This window comes from Pseudomonas sp. Irchel s3b6, assembly GCF_900187415.1.
Lineage (GTDB): Bacteria > Pseudomonadota > Gammaproteobacteria > Pseudomonadales > Pseudomonadaceae > Aquipseudomonas.
In genome coordinates this window covers 34,156-55,602 of record NZ_FYDM01000022.1, presented here as the reverse complement: position 1 = coordinate 55,602, position 21,447 = coordinate 34,156, and the positions used below count along the sequence as shown (strand labels likewise).

Below are 21,447 nucleotides of genomic sequence, written 5' to 3'. Positions count from 1 at the left end.
CCTGCTCCAGGGCTTGGGATACCGGGTAGTTCTCGAACACCAGAATATTGTCGAACAGCGCTTCACCGCTTTTGCCGGCCCAGCGCTGGATGTCGAACAACGGCGTGTGTTCGTGTTCGCGCAGGCCGAGGTTCTGCGCCTGCACGGCCTGCAACCACTGGCCGACGGTCTGCTCCGAACGCGGGCTGGCGATGACCGGCAAGGTGTTGATGAACAGACCGATCTGCTGCTCGACGCCTTTGAGTTCAGTCGGACGCCCGGCCACCGTGGCGCCGAACGCCACGGTTTGCTGACCGGTGAGGCGCTGTAGCAGCAACAGCCATGTGGCCTGGACCAGGGTGTTGAGGGTGACCTTTTGCTGGCGGGCAAATTCGCCCAGGCGCCGGGTTTGCACGGCATCGATGAAGCGATACTGCTCGCCATGACCGTCGAGCTGTTCTTCGCGCAGCTGACACTGTACTGCCTGGGCCAGTCGGGTGGGCTCTTGAAGGTTGGCCAACTGGCCTTTCCAGTAGGCTTCGCTTGCGCGGCTGTCCTGACCTTGCAGCCACTGGATGTAGTCGCGATAACGCCCGGCCTGTGCCGGGACCGACTCGCCGCTGTAGCGTTGCAGGACTTCGCCCAGCAACTGCGAATTACTCCAGCCGTCCATGAGGATGTGGTGGTTGGTGTAGATCAGATGGCAGCGCTGATCATCCAGGCGTACCACCACCATGCGCAGCAGCGGCCCATGGGCCAGGTCGAAACCCTGGGCCTGTTCGGCAGCCGCCAAGGCATTCAAGGCCTCGTCAGGCTCGACGCGGTCACGCCAGTCGAGCACGCTGAACGGCATGCACAACTGTTTGTGCACCACTTGCACCGGGTGCGCCACCGCACCCTGCCAGACAAAACCGGTGCGCAGAATGTCGTGGCTGTCGACCGCCGCCTGCCAGGCATCACGGAAGCGTTGCGGGTCAAGACCTGCGACATCCAGGCGAATCTGGTTGATGTAGTCGCCACTCGCTTGTTCGTACAGGCTGTGGAACAGCATGCCCTGCTGCATCGCCGACAGCGGATAGACATCGGCGATCTGGCTGGCAGTAACTGGCAGGCTGTCGAGTTGCGCCTGGGTCAGGCCCGCCAGTGGGAAGTCCGATGGCGTCAGGCCTGCGACACCGGGTTCGGTGCAGTGGGCAATCAACGCCGCCAGTTCCTGCGCGTAGGCCGCCGCCAGGCGCTCGATGGTTTCGCGACTGAAACGCTCACGGCTGAACGTCCAGCCCACACTCAGTTCGCCGCCATACACCTGGCCGTTGAGGGTCAGCCAGTTGCCCAGCGGCGCGTCGGCGCTTTGTTCCAGGCCGCCGCTTTCCTGAGCCGGGGCAAACAAGGCCGCGTCGTCGCCATCGAAGCTGCCATCGAACTGGCCCAGGTAGTTGAAGGTGATCCGGGGGGTTGGCAGCACACGCAGGCGCTGCTGTACCGACTCATCGCCCAGGTGGCGCAAGGCACCGTAACCCATGCCCTTGTTGGGGATGGCGCGCAGTTGCTCCTTGATCTGCTTGATCGAGTCGCCCTGCCCGACCGCTGGCGTCAGGCGCACCGGGAACAGGCTGGTAAACCAACCGACGGTGCGGGTCAGGTCGATGCGGTCGAACAGTTCTTCACGACCATGGCCTTCGAGCTGGATCAGAGTCGCAGCCTGGCCAGTCCAGCGCCCGATCACCCTGGCCAGCGCGGTCAGCAACAGGTCGTTGACCTGGGTTCGGTAGGCCGCAGGCGCCTCTTGCAGCAGTTGCCGGGTCAGGTCCTGGCCGAGACGGGTTTGCACGGTCAGCGCCAGATGGTTCTGCTCCCCCCCATCGAGGCGCTCGCACGGCAGATCGGTGCTGACATCGCTCAGGCAGTTCTGCCAGTAAGCCAGTTCCGCTTGCAGCGCCGGACTGCGGGAATAGCGCTGCAACTGTTCGCTCCAGTCCTTGAATGCACTGGTTTTGGCCGGCAGTGCCAGGGGCTGGCCGGTACTCACCTGTTGATACGCGCTTTGCAGGTCTTCCAGCAGAATCCGCCACGATACGCCGTCCACCGCCAGGTGATGGATCACCAGCAACAAGCGCTGGCTGCCGTCGTCAAGGGTGGCCAGCACCGCCCGCAGCAGCGGTCCGTGTTGCAGGTCGAGACTGCGCTGGGCCCGGTTGCCCAGGGCTTCCAGTGCGTGGGTGTCCGCTACCTGCGCCTGCCAGAGCAGGTCATGGTCCTGCACGGCGTCGGGTGACAGGTGCGTGGCCGCCCAGGTGCCCTCCTGCGCCTGAAAACTCAGGCGCAAGGCGTCGTGATGCAGCACCAGCGCGTGCAGTACCTGTTCAAGGGTTGCCGCGTCCAGCGTGGCTGCCGGTTTGAGCAGCAGCGACTGGTTCCAGTGGTGACGCTCGGGGATAGCATCCTCGAAGAACTGCTGCTGGATCGGCAGCAGCAATGCAGCGCCGCTGACGGCCCGCTGGTCGATGACCACGCCGCTGTCGCCCACCCCGGCCACCAGGGCCAGACGCTGTACGGTCTGGTGCTGGAACAGGTCCTTGGGGCTCAGGCGAATACCGGCCTGACGGGCACGGCTGACCACCTGGATCGAGATAATCGAGTCACCTCCGAGTTCGAAGAAGTTGTCGTGCAGGCCCACTTGCGGCAGCTTCAGCACGTCCTGCCAGATCGCCGCGAGTTGCTGCTCCAGCACGCTTTGCGGCGCCTGATAGGCCTGCTGCGACTGGCTGGCGTCGGGGAACGGCAGTGCGTTGCGGTCGAGCTTGCCGTTGGCGGTCAACGGCAACTGCGCCAACAGCATCAGGTGCGCCGGGATCATGTGCTCCGGCAGGTTGTCCTTGAGGGAGGCACGCACGCGGTCACGCCAGTGCGCCTGCTGTTCGGCGCTGCCATCGAGCACCGCCGCATCGGCCGGCACCAGGTACGCCACCAGTTGCTGGCCGCTGAGACCTGGCTGCGCCAGCACCGCGGCCTGGCGCACGGCGTCCTGCTCCAGCAACTGCGCCTGGATTTCACCCAGCTCGATACGAAAGCCCCGGATCTTCACCTGATGGTCGATGCGCCCGACGTACTCGATGACCCCGTCAGCACGATAACGCGCCAGGTCACCGGTACGGTACAAACGCCCACCGTCAGCGGCAAACGGATCGGGGATGAAGCGCAGGCAGGTCAGGTCGGCACGATTCAGGTAACCCCGCGCCAGACCGGCGCGCCCCACATACAGCTCACCGATGCAGCCTTTGCCGACCGGGTTCAGGTCACCGTCGAGCAGGTACCAGGACAGGTCCGGGATCGGCTCGCCAATCGGGCTGCCGACCTCGCGCTGCAGGTCGGCCATGGACAACGGTCGGTAGGTCACGTGCACCGTGGTTTCGGTAATGCCGTACATGTTGATCAACTGCGGGGCCGTATCGCCAAAGCGTTCGAACCAGTCGCGCAGGCTCTTGACCTCCAGCGCTTCGCCGCCAAACACCACGTAGCGCAGCGACAACTGGCTGACGCGGTGCCCGGGCGCACAGGCCACCTGCATCAGTTGCTTGAAAGCCGATGGCGTCTGGTTCAGCACACTGATGCGCTCGCGGCACAGCAAGGCATGGAAATCTTCCGGCGAGCGACTGACCTCGTACGGCACCACCACCAGCTTGCCGCCGTGCAGCAGCGCACCAAAGATTTCCCATACCGAGAAGTCGAACGCGTAGGAGTGGAACAGGCTCCAGGTATCCTGCGGGCCGAAGCTGAACCAGGGGTCGGTGGCCGCGAACAGGCGCACCACGTTGTGGTGGGCGAGCAAGGTGCCCTTGGGTTGGCCGGTGGAGCCGGAGGTGTAGATCACATACGCCAGGTTGTCCGGACTCATCGCCACCTGCGGGTTGGCGTCGCTGTAGCCCTCAAGCCCGTCATCGTCCTGATCGAGGATCAGGCTGCGCACGTTGTCCGGCACCGGCAGGCGCCCCAGCACATGGCGTTGGCTCAACACCAGGCCGATACCGCTGTCCTGGATCATGTAGGCCAGGCGTTCCTCGGGGTAGGTCGGGTCCAGCGGCACATAGGCCCCGCCGGCCTTGAGGATGGCCAGCAGGCCCACCAGCATTTCCAGGCTGCGCTCAACCGCCAGCCCCACGCGTACATCCGGCCCTACCCCGCTGTCGATCAGCGTGTGGGCCAGTGCGTTGGCACGGCGGTTGAGCTCGCCGTAGCTCAGGGTCTGGTCGAGATAGCTCACGGCGATCGCATCGGCATCACGCAAGGCTTGCGCTTCGATCAACCGGTGCAGGCACGCCTGGCTCGGGAAATCCGCCACCGCCGGGTTCCACTGCAACAGGGTGGCCGCCCGTTCGACGTCATCGTGCAACGGCAACTCGCCGATGCGCTGCCCGCCATCGGCAACCACCGCGTGCAGCAGGTTCAACCAATGCCCGGCAAACCGCGCCATGATCGCGGCGTCGAACAGGTCGGTGGCGTAGGTCAGTTCAGCCCAGAGGTTGTCGGCGGATTCGAAGGTGTCCAGGGTCAGGTCGAACTGAGCCGTGTGCGAGGCCCAACTCAGTGGCTGGATCTCGATGTTCGGCAGCCGCGCCGCACCACGGGCTTCGCGCGCCTGGCTCTGGTGGTTGTGCAGCACCTGGAACAACGGGCTGTGACTGAGGCTGCGCTGCGGTTGCAGGGCATCGACCAATTGCTCGAACGGCAAGTCCTGATGGGCCTGGGCGCCGAGCACGCTGTGCTTGACCTGTTGCAACAGGCTGCGAAAGGTCTGCTGGCTGTCGACGTCGGCCTTGAGCACCTGGGTGTTGACGAAGAAGCCGATCAGGCCTTCGGTTTCCACCCGGCTGCGATTGGCCACCGGCACGCCGACGCGGATCTGCGTCTGACCGCTGTAGCGATGCAACAAGGTCTGGAACGAGGCCAGCAACAGCGTAAACAGGGTGACCTGCTCGCGCTGCGCCACCTGCTTGAGGCCGGCGACCAGTGCCGGGCTCAAGACGATGTCATGACGAGCTCCGCGATAGCTCTGCTCGGATGGGCGCGGACGGTCGGTCGGCAGTTCCAGCAGTGGTTGCTCGCCCCCCAGTTGTGCCGTCCAGTAGGCCAATTGGCGCTCGCGCTCCCCGGCCTCCATCCACTGCCGTTGCCACACCGCGTAGTCGGCGTATTGCACCGGCAACGCCGGCAACCGCGGCGCCTGCCCCTGACTGTAGGCGGCATACAGGGCGATCAGTTCGTCGACCATGATGCCCATCGACCAGCCGTCGGAGACGATGTGGTGCAAGGTAATGATCAGCGCATGGTCATCGGCCGCCAGGTGCAACAGCTTGACCCGCAGCAGCGGGCCTTGCTGCAAGTCGAACAGGTGCAAGGTCTCTTGCGCCACCAGCGCCTGCAGGCGGGCGTCATCCAGATCGCGCTCGACCTCCTGCACGGCAAGGTGCAACGGAGCCTGGGCCTGGATCACCTGCAGGGGCTGTGGTTGATCGGTGACAAAACAGGTACGCAAGGATTCGTGGCGGGCGATTAGCGCGTCGAAACTGCGCTGCAACGCCGCCAGGTCCAACTCACCGCGCAGGCGCAAGGCGGCCGGCACATGGTAGGCGGTGCTGGTGGGTGCCAGTTGCCAGAGGAACCATTGACGTTCCTGGGCGTAGGACAACGCCAGCGGTTGCTCACGGGGCAGCACGGCAATCGCAGGCACGCGACTGCCCTGTTCGACACCCAGTGCGGCGACAAAGTCCTCCAGCGTGCCGTGCTCGAACAGGGTGCGCAGCGGCACCTGGATATTCAGCACCTGGCGCACCCGCGACACCACCTGGGTCACCAGCAGCGAGTGACCACCGAGTTCGAAGAAGTTATCCGAAAGCCCCACTTGCTCGAGTTTCAACACCGCTTGCCAGATCTCCGCCACCCGGTGCTGGGTGGCGGTCTGCGGCGCGATGTAGCTCGACTGCGATTGGCTGGCGTCGGGTTTTGGCAGGGCCTTGCGGTCGACCTTGCCATTGGGGGTCAGCGGTAATTGGGCGAGGAACATCAGGTGCGTCGGCACCATGTATTCCGGCAGCTGTGCCTTGAGACTGGCCTTGAGCGCCATGCGCAGTTCGGCTTCGGCCTCGGGGTTGGACGGCTCGCTGGCCGCGACCACATAACCCACCAGTTGCTGGCCGGTCGGGCCGTCCTGGGCCACCACCACGGTTTCCCGGACGCTGTCCAGCGCCAGCAGGCGGGCTTCGATTTCGCCAAGCTCGATACGGAATCCGCGAATTTTCACCTGATGGTCAATGCGCCCGATGTACTCGATCACGCCCTCGGTGCGATAGCGGGTCAGGTCGCCGGTGCGGTACAGCCGCTCGCCACGGGTGGAAAACGGGTCCGGCACAAAGCGTTCGGCGGTCAGTGCCGGGCGCTGGAAATAGCCACGGGCCAGGCCATCGCCACCGATCAGTAGTTCACCGGGAGCACCCGGCGGGTTGAGTGCCAGGTCGCTGCCCAGAATGTACAGCGCGGTGTTGTCGATCGGTTTGCCGAGGAACGGCCGAGGACTGTCTGCGCTCAGCGGATGCAGGGCCGACCAGATGGTAGTTTCGGTTGGGCCGTAGAGGTTCCAGACCTTGGGCGTCAGCGCCAGCATGCGTTGCGCCAGTTCCTGCGGCAATGCTTCGCCGCCACACAGGAACGTGCGCCCGGCCAGCAGCGTCGCGTCGTCGCTGTCGAGCAGCATGCGCCAGGTCGAAGGCGTGGCCTGCAACACCGTCACCGCCCAGCGCCGAATCAGTTGCAGCACTGCCTGCGGGTCCTGGTGCACGTCCTTGCCGGTCAGCACCACACTGGCGCCGGCCAGCAACGGCCCATAGATCTCCAGGCCGAAAATGTCGAAGGAGAACGTGGTCAGCGACAACATGCGGTCGCAGGCCATGATGCCGGGCTGGCCGACCATGCTGGCGACGAAGTTGAACAGTGCGCCGTGACGCACCATCACCCCTTTGGGTTTGCCGGTGGAGCCGGAGGTGTAGATCACATACGCAAGGTGCTGCTCCTCCACTGCTACCGTTGGGCTGGACTGCGGATAGCCTTGCAGCCAGTCCCCCGGTTGATCCAGCACCAGCGTGGCGAGTGTGGCCGGAATCGGCAGCTGCGCCTGCACATGGGCCTGGGTCAGCAGCAGTTCGATGCCACTGTCTTCGATCATGTAGGCCAGGCGATCCTCGGGGTACGCCGGGTCCAGCGGTACGTAGGCACCGCCGGCCTTGAGGATCGCCAGCAGGCCGACAATCATGTCGACGCTGCGCTCGACGGCAATACCCACCAGCACGTCCGGCCCCACGCCCTGCTCGATCAGCTTATGGGCCAGCGGGTTGGCGCGGCACTCCAGTTGCTCGTAGGTCAAGGTGTCGTCGCCGACGATCAGCGCAATGGCATCTGGCATCAGCTGGGCCTGGGCAGCGATGCGCTGATGGACACCGGCCGCTGGCGCGTCGTGGTCGGTGACGCGCTGCCAATCCTGTTGCAGATGGCGCTGTTCAGTGGCATCGAGCAGCGGCAGTTCGCCGATGCGCTGGGTCGGGTTGGCAACGATAGCGCGCAGCACATGCTGCCAGTGCCGCGCCAGGCGCTCGACGGTGGCCGGGGTGAACAGGTCGGTGGCGTACGTCAGTTCGGCGGCGATGCCGTCGCTCGACTCGTAAGTGCCCAGGGTCAGGTCGTACTGGGCAGTGCGCCCTTCCCAGACAATGTCCTCGACATTCAGCTGTGGCAGTTGCACCTGGCTTTGCCGTTGGGCCTGGTCGTTGACCGCCTGGTGGTTGTACATCACCTGGAACAGCGGGCTGTGGCTCAGGCTGCGCTCTGGTTGCAGGGCTTCGATCAACTGTTCGAACGGCAGGTCCTGGTGCGCCTGGGCCGCCAGCGCCGACTGTTTGACCTGGGCCAGCAACTGGTCAAAACGCTGCTGCCCGTGAACCTCGGCGCTGAGTACCTGGGTGTTGACGAAAAAGCCGATCAGGCCTTCGGTTTCCACCCGGTTGCGGTTGGCCACCGGCACCCCGACGCGAATCTGCGACTGACCGCTGTAGCGGTGCAGCAAGGCCTGGAACGAGGCCAGCAGCAGCATGAACAGGCTGCTGCCTTCACGCTGGGCCAGTTGCTTGAGGCCGGCGCTGAGTTCGGCCGGCAGGTTCAGGTCCAGGCGCGCACCGCGATAGCTTTGCACCGCCGGGCGCGGGTGATCGATGGGCAACTCCAGCACGCTGTCCTCGCCACCCAGGGTGGCGGTCCAGTAGGCCAGTTGCCGCTCGCGCTCACCAGCCTCCAGCCAGTGGCGCTGCCAGATCGCATAGTCGGCGTACTGCACCGACAGCTCGGGCAAGGCCAAAGGCTGGCCAGTGGTGTCGGCGGCGTAATGCTGGATCAGTTCGCCAACCATCACTTGCATCGACCAGCCATCGGAGATGATGTGGTGCTGGATCAGCGCCAGCACGTGGTCGTGTTCGTCGACCTGCAACAGTGCCACGCGCAGCAACGGGCCGCACGCGAGGTCGAACGGGCGATGGGTTTCACCGTCGACGAACGCCTTGATGCGGGCCTCGACCTGTGACGACTCAAGACCGGCAGGCACTGCCTGCCGGGCAATGCTCAACGGCATCTGCGCGTGAATCACCTGCACCCGTTGTTCGCCCTGCTCGGCAAAGGTGGTGCGCAGGCTTTGATGGCGCGCAACCACCGCGTTGAAACTGCGTTCCAGCGCGGCGACGTCCAAGGTGCCTTTGAGGCGCAAGGCGCTGGGGATGTGATAGGCGCTGCTGTGGGGGTCCATCAGCCAGAGGAACCACTGGCGTTCCTGGGCATAGGACAACGGGATCGCGTCGAAGCCGGACTGCACCTCGGGGATCGGCAGGTTTGCCGGGGAGACGCCCTCTTCGAGCATCTTCTCCAGGTACAGTTTGCGTTTGTCCAGCGGCAGAGTGATAAAGCGCTTGGCAATCCTCAAAGCAACACTCGTGTCCATTAGACTTCCTCCATTTCGTCAAGCAGGGCTTCTAGCTTGCTCAGTTTCTGTTCATTGACGGGCCCGTCGGTGGTGTCCAGACGGGCAACGAATTCACCCAGGGTCGGGTGCTGGAATAGCAGTTTCGGGGTCAGCGTGAGGCCCAATTCAAGGGCCAGGCGCGACACCACATTGACGGCCAGCAAGGAGTGGCCGCCCAGTTCGAAGAAGTGATCGTTCAGGCCCACGCGCTCAAGCTTGAGCACCTGTTGCCAGATGCTCGCCACCTGCTGTTCAAGCTCGCTGCGGGGGGCGAGGTAACCGGCCTGAAGCTGGCTGGCATCCACTGCCGGCAGCGCCTTGCGGTCGAGCTTGCCGTTGGGGGTCAGTGGCAGCTGGTCGAGGAACACCAGATACGCCGGCACCATGTAATCGGGCAGGTGTTCCCTGAGCCCGGCCTTGAGCGCATCACGCAGGGGGCGTTGCTCATCGCTGGCACTGAGGTCCAACTGCGGGGCGACCACATAGGCCACCAGTTGCTGACTGCCCAGCACGTCCTGCGCCAGCACCGCCACTTCGCTCACCGCCGGCTGATGCAGCAGGCGTGCTTCGATTTCCCCCAGTTCGATGCGGTAGCCGCGGACCTTCACCTGATGGTCCATGCGCCCGCGGTACTCGAGTACACCGTCCTGGCGCTGGCGGGTCAGGTCGCAGGTGCGGTACATGCGCTCGCCATTGCTGGCGAACGGGTTGGGCACGAACTTCTCGGCAGTCATGCCAGGACGCGCCAGGTACCCCCGGGTGATGCCGCCGCCGGCCAGGTACAACTCGGCCGATACCCCCTGCGGGACCAGGTGCAGGTCGGTGTCCAGCACATAGCCGGCGGAGTGCTTGATCGCCCGGCCGATGTTGGCCTGGGCCAAGGCCTCGCGCCGGGTCCAGGTGGAATAGGTGGTGTCTTCCGATGGGCCGTACAGGTCGAAGACGTGCTCCAGCGTCAGTGACTCGTACAAGGCATCCACCAACGACTGTTTCAACGGCTCGCCGGCCAGGTTGATGATGCGCACGCTCGGCGGGATCTGCCCGGTGCGCTGCAAGGCCGCAATGGCCGACGGCACGGTGTTGATCAGGCGCACCTGATCGCGCGCCGGTAGCTGCGGCAATTCCAGGGCATTGCGCGCGATAATCAGTGAGCCGCCATTGGCCAGGGTCACGAACAGCTCCCACACCGACAGGTCGAAGCACACCGAGGTGGAGGCCAGCACGCCCTGGATGTCGTCACGGCGGTAAACCGAGCGCGACCAGTCGATCAGCGCCAGCACGTTTCGATGGGTGATCGCCACACCTTTGGGTTGGCCGGTGGAGCCGGAGGTGTAGATCACGTAGGCCAGGTTGTCCGGCGACACTGCGGTCACGGGCGCAGTGTCGGGCATGCCACCCAGCCATGACAACGCGTGCTCCATCAGTAGCACCTCGGTACCCGCCGGCACCGGCAGGCTGGCGGCGATGCTGGCTTCGGTCAGCAGCACCCGCGCACGACTGTCTTCGAGCATGTAGGCCACACGCTCGGCCGGGTAGTCCGGGTCCAGCGGCACATAGGCGCCACCGGCCTTGAGCACCGCCAGCAACGCCACCAACAGGTTGTCGGAGCGCTGCATCGCCACGCCGACCCGCACTTCCGGGCCAACCCCCAGGGCGATCAACCTATGCGCGACCTGGTTGGCCCGAGCCTCGAGTTCGGCGTACGTCAGTTGTTTGAGACCGAAGGTCACCGCCAGTGCATCGGGTGTGGCCAACGCTTGCCCGGCGATCAACTGATGCACGCACCCTGTCGGCTTGACGTCCTCAAGCGGCGGGTTCCATTCCAGCACGGCCGTGCGCTGCTCGGCGGCGTCCAACAACAGCCAGTCACTCAGGCGACGCTCGGGGTGCTCGGCCATCCCGGTCAACAGCTGCGCCAGGTGGCGCCCCAGTTGCGCCACGCTGCCCGCCGCGAAGCACGCTCGTTGGTAGCTCAAGTGCACCGAGAGTTGGGCATCCAGGCTGACCAGCAAGGTCAACGGGTAGTTGGTCTGCTCATGGGTAGTCACTGGGCCGAAGTGCAGCCCTTGGGGTGCGCCTTGCTCCAGAGCTGCGGAAACCGGGTAGTTCTCGAACACCAGAATGCTGTCGAACAGGGCTTCGCCGCCCTGCCCGGCCCAGCGTTGCAGATCGGACAGCACCGTGTGCTCGAACTCGCGCAGAGCCAGGTTCTGGGTCTGCACGGTTTGCAGCCAACTGCTCAGCGTTTGCTGCGGATCCGGGCTGGCGATCACCGGCAAGGTGTTGATGAACAGCCCGATCTGTTGCTCGCTGTCCGGCACGTCTGCCGGACGCCCGGCCACGGTCGCACCGAAGGCCACGGTGCGTTTGCCGGTGTAGCGCTGCAACAGCAGCAACCACGCCGCTTGCACCAGGGTGTTGACGGTGACCTTGGCCTGGCGGGCAAACTCGCTCAGACGATGGGTCTGGGTGACGTCGAGCATTTGATAGTGATCGCCGTAGCCGCCGACCTCTGCCGGCGCCGGCAGCGGCAATGCATCGGCCAGGCGCGTCGGCTCTTCCAGTTGCTGCAGGGCCGGGGTCCAGAACGCTTGGCTGACGGCGACGTCCTGCTGTTGCAACCAGGCGATGTAGTCGCGATAGCGCCCGGGTTGGCGCGCCACCGTTTCACCGCGATAGCGCTGCAACACTTCGCCCAGCAACTGGGCATTGCTCCAGCCATCCATCAGGATGTGGTGGTTGGTGTAGATCAGGTGGTGGCGATGCTCGGCGGTACGCACCAGCACCAGGCGCAACAGGGGCGCCTGGTTCAGGTCCAGGCCCTGGGCACGTTCTTCGTCGGCCAGGGTCTGCAAGGCCGCGTCCAGCGCATCACGTCCGCGCCAGTCGAGCACCGTGAACGGCACCTCGACCTGGCGATACACCACCTGTACCGGGTGTTCGAGATCGCCCTGCCAGAAGAAACCGCTGCGCAGGATGTCATGGGCATCGACCACCGCCTGCCAGGCCTGACGGAAAGCCTGCGGATCGAGACCGTCGACGTCCAGGCGCATCTGGTTGATGTAATCGCCATTGCCCTGTTCCAGCAACGAGTGGAACAGCATGCCCTGCTGCATCGGTGACAGCGGGTACAGATCGTCGATGGCCTGGGCCGGCAGCGGCAAGTTGTCCAGTTGCTGCTGGGTCAGTCGGGCCAGCGGGAAGTCCGATGGCGTGACACCGTGAGACTGGCGGTCACAGCAATGGCCAATCAGGACGGTCAGCTCGTTCTGGTAGTCATCGGCCAGGCGCTGGATGGTGGCCGGGGCGAACATCTCGCCACTGAAGGTCCAGCTCAGGCTCAGCTCGCCGCCGAACACCTTGCTGTCCAGTGCCAGCGGGTTACCCATCGGCCCTTGCAGGTTCAGCTCCTCGCCACCGGCCTCGGTGGTCGGCACGAACAACGCTCCGTCGGCCTCGGCAAAGCTGCCGTCGAACTGACCCAGGTAGTTGAAGGTCAGGCGCGGCACCGGCAACCCGGCCAATGCATTGCGCGCTGGCGCATCCCCCAGGTGCGCCAGCGCACCAAAGCCAATGCCCTTGTTCGGAATGGCCCGCAGTTGCTCCTTGATCTGCTTGAGGGACGCGCCCAGCTCCGCCATCGGCGACAAGCGTGCCGGGAACAGGCTGGTGAACCAGCCCACGGTGCGGGTCAGGTCGATGTGTTCGAACAGGTCCTCGCGGCCATGGCCTTCGAGCTGCACCAGCACACTGTCGTCGCCAGTCCAGCGCACCATCACCCGCGCCAGGGCGGTGAGCAACAGGTCGTTGACCTGGGTGCGATAGGCCGCCGGGGCTTCTTGCAGCAACTGGCGGGTCAGGTGTTTATCCAGCTGGCTGCGGATGCACAGCGCCTGCTGGTGCTGTTGGCCACCGTTCGGGTTGTCGCAGGGCAATGCCACTGGCGCGCCCTGCAATTGCTGCTGCCAGTAAGCCAGTTCCGCCTGCAACGACGCACTGGTGGCGTACTGTTGCAACTGCTCGGCCCAGGCTTTGACGGCGCTGGTCTTGGCTGGCAAGTGCGCGGCTTCACCAGCCAGGCGTTGCCGGTAAGCGGTTTGCAGGTCTTCGAAGATAATCCGCCAGGACACGCCGTCCACCACCAGGTGGTGAACGATCAACAGCAAGCGCTGCGTGCCGTCCGCCAGGGTCGCCAGCACGGCGCGCATCAGCGTGCCGCCTTGCAGTTCAAGGCTACGCTGGGCCTGGTTGCCCAAGGCATCGAGGGCGGCCAGATCCGCGACATCGGCTTGCCACAGCACCGGCTCACGTAGCCACAGTGCCTGCAGGACATCGATATCGCGGTAGTGCGCCGACCAGTCCCCGGACGGTCGGGCAAACCCCAGGCGCAAGCTGTCGTGATGCACGATCAAGGCCTGCAAGGCCTGCTCCAGGACTTCGGGCGCCAGGGTTTGCGTAGGTTTGAGCATCACCGACTGGTTCCAGTGGTGACGGTCAGGAATCGCCTGGGCGAAGAACACCTGGTGCACCGGCAGCAGCGCGGTTTCGCCCGTCACCGGGGACTGGTCGATGGCCTGCAACGGTTCCCCGGTACGTACCACGCCGGCCAGCGCCTGGAGGGTCTGGTGCTGGAACAGGTCTTTGGGGGTGAACCGCAGGCCGGCCTGACGGGCGCGGCTGACCACTTGAATCGAGATGATCGAGTCACCCCCCAATTCAAAGAAGTTGTCGGCCAGACCGACCCGGTCCAGCTTCAGCACGTCCTGCCAGATCGCCGCCAGTTGCTGTTCCAGTTCGCTGCGCGGTGCCACATAGGCTTGCTGCAACTGACTGAGATCGGGTTGCGGCAGGCTCTTGCGGTCGAGCTTGCCGTTGGGCGTCAGCGGCAGGCTATCGAGCAACAGCAGGTAGGCCGGGACCATGTGCGCCGGCAAGCTGGCCTTGAGCTGTCCGCGCAGGGCTTCGGCAAAGCCGACCCGTTGCACGCTCACATCATCTGCCACCACGTAGGCCACCAGGCGCTTGCCACTGCCACTTTCCTGAGCGACCACCACTGCCTCGCGCACCCCTTCGAGGGTTTGCAGGCAGGCTTCGACTTCGCCCAGTTCAATCCGGAAACCGCGAATCTTCACCTGGTTGTCGATGCGTTCCAGGTAGTCGAAGGTACCGTCGACACGCTGGCGAACCCGGTCGCCAGTGCGGTACAGCAGGCCGCCGGTGGTGCTGAACGGGTCGGCGACAAAACGCTCGGCACTCAGGCCAGGACGGTTCAGGTAACCCCGGGCCAGGCCACTGCCCCCCAGGTACAGCTCACCGGCCATGCCTTGGGGCAGCAGGTTGAGGTCGGCGTCCAGCGCGTAGGCGCTGCGGTCACCGATCCGGCGGCCAATCGGTGCGTAGGCGGCACCGCACGCCTGGTCACGACCGGCCTTCCAGATCAGTGGCGTGACCACGGTTTCGGTCGGGCCGTAGCCGTTGATGATGTACTGCGGGTTCAGCGCTCGCTTGACCCGCTCGAAACTGGCGGTGGGCACCGCATCGCCACCAAAGCAGTAGATGCGCACCCGCGGCGGGTTGCCGACCCGTTCGGCGTGTTCGGCCAGTTGTTGCAGGTAGACCGGCGGGAACGCCGCCACCGTGACGCCATACTCGTGCATGGCGTTGTAGGTCTGCTCCGGGGTCCACAGGCTGTCATCGCGGATCAGCAGCGACGCACCGTGGGTCAGGCTGGTCAGCCAGCGCTCATGGGCACCGTCGAAAGCGAACGACATGAAGTGGAATTCGCAGTCGCTGGCCTGCATCTCGTAGCGCTCGCCGATGGCCAGGCAATGCATCGCCAGCGGACCATGGGCCACACTCACACCCTTGGGGTGGCCGGTGGAACCGGAGGTATAAATCACATACGCCAGGTTGTGCGGGTGCAGCGCCACCTGAGGTGCCGCCAGGGCGTGGGCCTTGAGGTCCAGACGGTCCAGTTCCAGCACAGTCAATGCACCTTCGATCGGCAGCTGCGCCGATACACTCGAATCGCTGAGCAACAGCGCCAGGCCTGCATCCCGGATCAGGTACGCCAGGCGCTCACGCGGGTAACCGGTGTCCAGCGGCACATAGGCACCGCCGGCCTTGAGCACCGCCAGCAAGGCGACAATCAGCCCCTCGCTGCGGGGCAAGGCAACACCCACCCGCACTTCCGGGCCAACACCCCGGGCGACCAGCGCATGGGCCAGTTGGTTGGCGCGCTGATCCAGCTCACCGAAACTGAAACGCTGGCCGGCGAAAATCACCGCGGTACGCTCCGGCTGTTCGCTGGCCCATTGGGCAAAACGCTGGTGCACGGCGATATCGACCGGATACGGCTGCGGCAGGTTGCCCGCCCGTTGCAGGGCCTGCTCCTGGGCATTGACCAGGGCGATTTCCCCCAGGCGTTGTTCGGCCGAGTCGGCAAAGCGCTCGATCAGGTGCAACAGATGAGCGCTGATGCGTTCGATGGCGGCCGCGCTGAAATGCGCCCGGTCGAAACTCAGGTGCAGCGCCAGGGTTTCCCCCAGGGTCACGCCAAGGGTCAGCGGGTAATGGGTCCGGTCCTGGTTGGCCACCTCCCCGAACACCACGCCTTGGGCCGTGCCCTGTTGCAAGGCTTGGGCAATCGGGAAGTTTTCAAACACCAGCAAGGTGTCGAACAGCGACTCGCCGCCCTGCCCGGCCCAGCGCTGGATGTTCGCCAGCGGCGTGTGCTCGAACTCGCGCAGGCTGAGGTTCTGCGCCTGTACCTCGGCCAGCCAGGCCGCCACCGTCTGCTCGGGGTGGGAGCCGGCGATCACCGGCAAGGTGTTGATGAACAGACCGACCTGCTGTTCGATCCCCGGCAACTCGGCCGGCCGCCCGGCCACCGTGGTCCCGAATGCCACACATGGGCTGGCGGTGTAACGCTGCAACAGCAGCAGCCAGGCCGCCTGGACCACGGTGTTGAGCGTCACCTTGTGCTGCCGGGCAAAGCGGTTCACGCGTTGGGTGCGGGCCGCATCCAGTTGGTCATGGTGCAGCCCATGCCCGGTCTCGTTGACCGCCTCGCGAACGGTCGCCGCCAGCAGGGTCGGCTCTTGCAGATCGGCCAGTTGTTTGCGCCAAAAGGCTTCGCTGACGACCGGATCCTGACGGTGCAGCCACTGGATGTAATCGCGATAATGCCCCTGGGGTCGAGCCGGCGACAGGCCGCTGTAGCGCTGGAGGACCTCTCCGAGCATCTGCGCACTGCTCCAGCCATCCATGAGTATGTGGTGGTTGCTGAAGATCAGGTGATGACGCAGTTCAGCGGTGCGGATCAGGGTCAGGCGCAGCAACCCCGCCTGCGCCAGGTCGAAGCCCCGGGCCAGGTCGGCGGCGGCGAAGTCCTTCAGTGCCCGGGCGCTGTCCGGGTGTTCACGCCAGTCGAGCAGCACATACGGCAACGCCAGCCGGCGATGAATGATTTGCAGCGGTTGCTGCCCACCGTCCTGCCAGAGGAAACCGCTGCGCAGGATTTCATGGGCATCCATGGTGGCTTGCCAGGCGGCGCAAAAAACCTCGGTGTCGAGACCGTCGACATCCACGCACAACTGGTTGATGTAGGTCCCACTGACCTGTTCGTACAGGGTATGGAACAGCATGCCCTGCTGCATCGGCGACAGCGGGTAGATATCTTCGATCTCGGCCGCCGGGACCTGGATCGCATCCAGTTGCACCTGATCAAGCAGCGCCAGCGGGAAGTCCGACGGCGTGACGCCCATGGTCTGCGGCAGGCAGCAATGGCTGATCAGCGCTTGCAGTTCGCCAGCGTAGTCATCGGCCAGGCGCGTGATGGTGGTGTCATTGAACATCTGCGTGCTGAAGGTCCAGCGCAGGTCCAGTTCACCGTCATACACCTGCCCCTCGATGCTCAGCCAGTTGTCCAGCGGGGCCTCGAGGCTTTGCTCGGCACCGGCACGCTCACCGGCAGGCCTGAACAGTGCGCCCTCACCGGCGTCGAAGCTGCCGTCGAACTGCCCCAGGTAGTTGAAGGTGATGCGCGGCACGGCCAGCCCTTTCAGGTGCTCGTGCGTGCGCAACAGACCAAAGCCAATGCCTTTGTGCGGCACGCCGCGCAGTTGCTCCTTGACCTGCTTGAGGCTGTCCGACAGCGAGTCGGCGGGCGTCAGGCGCAGTGGATACAGGCTGGTGAACCAGCCCACCGTGCGGGTCAAATCGATGTCGTCGAACAGCTCCTCGCGGCCGTGGCCTTCGAGCTGAATCAGCGTGTCGGCATGGCCGGTCCAGCGGCCGATGACCCGGGCCAGCGCGGTCAGCAGCAGGTCGTTGACTTGGGTGCGGTACGCGGCAGGGGCCTGCTGCAACAGCTGCCGGGTGAAGGTTTTATCGAGGCGACTGTGGGCGACCCAGGCATGACGGCTTTGCAGGCTGCCCTGCGGCTGATCACAAGGCAGGTCAGCCATAGCGCTCAGTTGCGCGGCCCAGTAAGGCAGTTCGTCCTGCACGGCTTGCGTCGCAGCATGGGCCTGCAAGCGCTCGGCCCAGACCTTGTAGGCGTGGGTTTTCGCCGGCAGTTGGACCGCGATGCCTTGTTGCGCCCGCTGATACGCCGCTTGCAGATCTTCCAGCAGAATCCGCCAGGACACGCCGTCCACCACCAGGTGATGCACCGCCAGCAACAGGCGCTGGCTGCCATCGACCAAGGTCACCAGTACCGCGCGCAACAGGGGGCCGCGTTTCAGGTCGAGGCTGCGCTGGGCCTCGGTGTACAGCGCTTGCAGCTCATCGACGGCCACGCCTTCACAGGTCCACAACAGCTCGGTGGCATCGAGTACACCAGCCGGCACGGCCGCCTGCCAGCCTTGCGCGGTCTCCTGGAAACGGGTGCGCAAACCATCGTGATGGCTGACCAAGGCCTGCAAGGCCTGGGTCAAGTGCGGTGCCTGCAACGGCTCACGGGGACGCAACAGCACCGCCTGGTTCCAGTGGTGGCGCTCGGGGATGGCGTCCTCGAAGAACAATTGCTGGATCGGCAACAACGGCAGCGCACCGGTCACCGGGCCCTGATCGATGGCCACAACCCCATCGCCCGAGCGCGCCACCACCGCCAGCCCCTGGACCGTCTGGTGCTGGAACAGGTCGCGGGCACTGAAATGGATCCCGGCCTGCCGCGCACGGCTGACCACTTGAATGGAGATGATCGAGTCACCGCCCAGCTCGAAGAAATTGTCGGTCAGGCCGACCGGCTCCTGCTTGAGCACGTCCTGCCAGATCGCCGCCAGAGTCTGTTCCAGCACACTGCGGGGGGCCATGAAGGCCTGTTGTGCCTGACTGGCCTCCAGCGCAGGAAGGGCCTTGCGGTCCAGTTTGCCGTTGGGGCTCAGGGGCAAATGGTCGAGGAACACCAGGTGCGCCGGCACCATGTAGTCCGGCAGGCAATCCTTGAGCCCGGCCTTGATCGCTTCGCGCAACTCGCCCTGGACCTCGGCCGATGCATCAACCAACGCCTTGTCCGTGGGCACCAGGTACGCCACCAGTTGCAAGCTGCTGGCGCCCTGTACCGCCAGCACGATCGCTTCGCGCACCCGGGCCTGCTCCAGCAGGCGCGCCTCGACTTCGCCCAGCTCGATTCGGAAACCGCGAATTTTTACCTGGTGGTCGACACGGCCGACGTACTCGATCACCCCGTGGGCGTTGAAACGCGCCAGGTCGCCGGTGCGATACAGGCGCGCGCCCGTCGTGGAAAACGGATCGGGGATAAAGCGTTCGGCCGTCAGCTGTGGTCGTTGAAAATAGCCCCGGGCCAGCAACTCGCCGCCGATCATCAACTCGCCCACCACGCCGACCGGGGCGGGCAGGCCGTTGTCGTCCAGCACATACGTATGTCGTCCCGGCAGCGCCCGGCCGATGGGCAGGGTCAGCGGCAACGGCTGTGCGCCGGACAGGTACTCCCTGCAATCGAAGCTGGTGGCCGTGACGGTGGCCTCGGTGGGGCCGTAGGTGTTGAGCAGTTTCACGTGCGCCAGCCCGGCCTGACGCCAGGCCAGCACGCCTTCGGGCGGCATCGCCTCGCCACCGCTGTGCACCTGGCGCAGCGCGGCGTAGTCGCGGGGGCCGGCGGCGGCGAATTCCTTGGCCACCATGTTCCAGTAGGCGGTGGTCAGGTCCATGACCGTGATCCGCTGCTCGATGATCTGCCGGTACAGGGTTTCGCTGTCCCAGACCTCGTTCCCTCGTAGCACCACCGAGGCGCCGCAGATCAGCGGCCCGAACAATTGCTCGCCAAAGGCATCGAAGTTGAAGGTGGCGAACTGCAGGGCGCAGTCGCTGGCACTCAGACCGTAATAGTGCACAGAGGCGAACGCGTGCTTGCTCAAGGCCCCATGACTGATGGCCACGCCCTTGGGCCGGCCGGTGGAACCGGAGGTGAACATGACATAGGCCAGGTTGCTGGCGGACAGCGGGACATTCAGATTGCGCGAGTCGGTGTTGCCCCAGGCCTCATCGTGGTCCAGGCACAGGCCGTTCACTCCCGCCGGAATCGGCAGGCGCTCAAGCAGAGCGTGCTGACTCAACACCAGATGACAGGCGCTGTCTTCGATCATGCATTGCAGGCGATCACGAGGATAGTGAGGGTCCAGCGGCACGTAGGCGCCACCCGCCTTGAGCACCGCCAGCAGACCGACCACCAGTTCCAGGCCGCGTTCCAGCGCAACGCCCACCGGGTGTTCCGGGCCGACGCCTCGCGCCACCAGGGTCCGCGCCAAGCGGTTGGCCCGTGCATTGAGCTGGCCGTAAGTCAGCTGCTGCCCCTCACAGATCAACGCCACGGCGTCGGGTGTCTGCTGCGCCTGGTCTTCGAACAGCTCATGCACGCATCGCTGGCTGGGGTAAGTCGCATCGTGGCGCCCCCAGCCTTCGACCAGCAATCGATACTCCTCGACACTCAGCAACGCGATATCGCCCACCCGCTGCCGGGGGTCGTCGACGATTCGGCGCAGCAAGTGAGTCCAGTGCTGTGCCAGGCGCTCGATGGTGGCCGGTTCGAACAGGTCGCTGGCGTAAGTGAACGCCGCGTGCAACTGCCCGGCCTTTTCATAGGTGTCCAGGCTCAGGTCGAACTGGGTGCTGCGGCTTTCCCACTCGATCACCCCCAGCGCCAGGCCGGAACCGACCTTCAACATGGTGACGTCGGCGACTTCCGGCTGGTGGTTGTACATCACCTGGAACAGCGGGTTGACGCTCAGGCTGCGCTCGAGTTTCAGCGCCTCGACCAGGCGCTCGAACGGCAGGTCCTGGTGGGCCTGGGCACCGAGGGCAGTTTCCTTGAGGCTGGCCAGCAGATCGCCGAGACAGGTCTGCCCATCCAGTTGCACACGCAGGACCTGAGTGTTGACGAAGAAGCCGATCAGCCCTTCGACTTCACCACGATTGCGGTTGGCGATCGGCACGCCGATGCGCAGGTCGGTCTGGCCGGTGTAGCGATGCAGGAGGATGTTGAAGGTGCCCAGCAACAGCATGAACAGGGTGACCCCATGCTGTCGGGCCACACCGCGCAGGGCATCGGCCAGTGCGGTGTCGATCACCTGCTCGACGCGCCGACCGAGGTTGCTCGGCAGCACCGGACGCGGGTGATCGGTGGGCAGTTCCAGCACCGGGTGTTCGTCCCCCAACTGCGCCAGCCAGTAATCGAGCTGGCGCTGCTGCTCGCCCGCCTCCAGCCAGCGCCGTTGCCACAAGGCGTAGTCGCTGTACTGCACCGGCAACGGCGCCAGTTCAGCCGGTTGCCCCTGATCGTGGGCGTCATAGAAACGGCAGAACTCGTCGATCAGCACATTCATCGACCAGCCATCGGAAACGATGTGATGCAGGGTCAACAGCAGCACGTGCTCCTGCTCGGCCAGCTTCAGCAGGCGCACGCGCAACAGCGGGCCGTTGGCCAGATCGAACGGCAACAACGATTGCTGCTGGGCGTCGAATCTGACCTGCGATTCACGCTCGTGCGCGGGCAAGGCGCACAGGTCGACACGCTCGATGTCCAGCGGCTGGTACAACGGGACTTGCAGCAGGCTGTCGTCGGGTTGTTGCTGGAACACGGTGCGCAGGGTTTCGTGACGGGCCACCAGGCTGGCGAAGGCTTGCTCCAGGGCCTGCTCATTCAAGCGCCCGGTGAGGCGCACCGCTGCCGGCAGGTTGTAGGCGCCGCTGTGGGGATCCAGGTGCCAGAGAAACCACATGCGCTGCTGGGCGTAAGACAACGCCTGGCGGTCCTCGGCCTCGACGCCTGCCGGAATCGGCAACCGGGAGAACTCCACGCCTTCCTTGTGAAGCGCAGCCAGGAACATCTGGCGCTTTTCCAGAGGCAACCCGATAAACCGGCGAGCAAGTTTCAAGGAGTCTTCAGCATTCAT

The 21,447-nt window shown here is 65.0% G+C and carries 2 protein-coding genes (1 of these 2 only partly in view); both read right to left on the bottom strand.

Annotated features, from left to right (window positions below):
* Positions 1 to 9,010: the 5' portion of a non-ribosomal peptide synthetase gene (locus CKW07_RS23685; protein WP_095147299.1), read on the bottom strand. It extends 6,065 nt beyond the left edge of the window; the window shows 9,010 of its 15,075 coding nt (coding positions 1-9,010); the start codon lies at positions 9,008 to 9,010; the stop codon falls past the left edge of the window.
* On the bottom strand, positions 9,010 to 21,447 hold the full coding sequence (locus CKW07_RS23680; RefSeq protein WP_095147298.1) for a non-ribosomal peptide synthetase: 12,438 nt from the start codon (positions 21,445 to 21,447) through the stop codon (positions 9,010 to 9,012). Before CKW07_RS23680 ends, CKW07_RS23685 begins: the two co-directional genes overlap by 1 nt.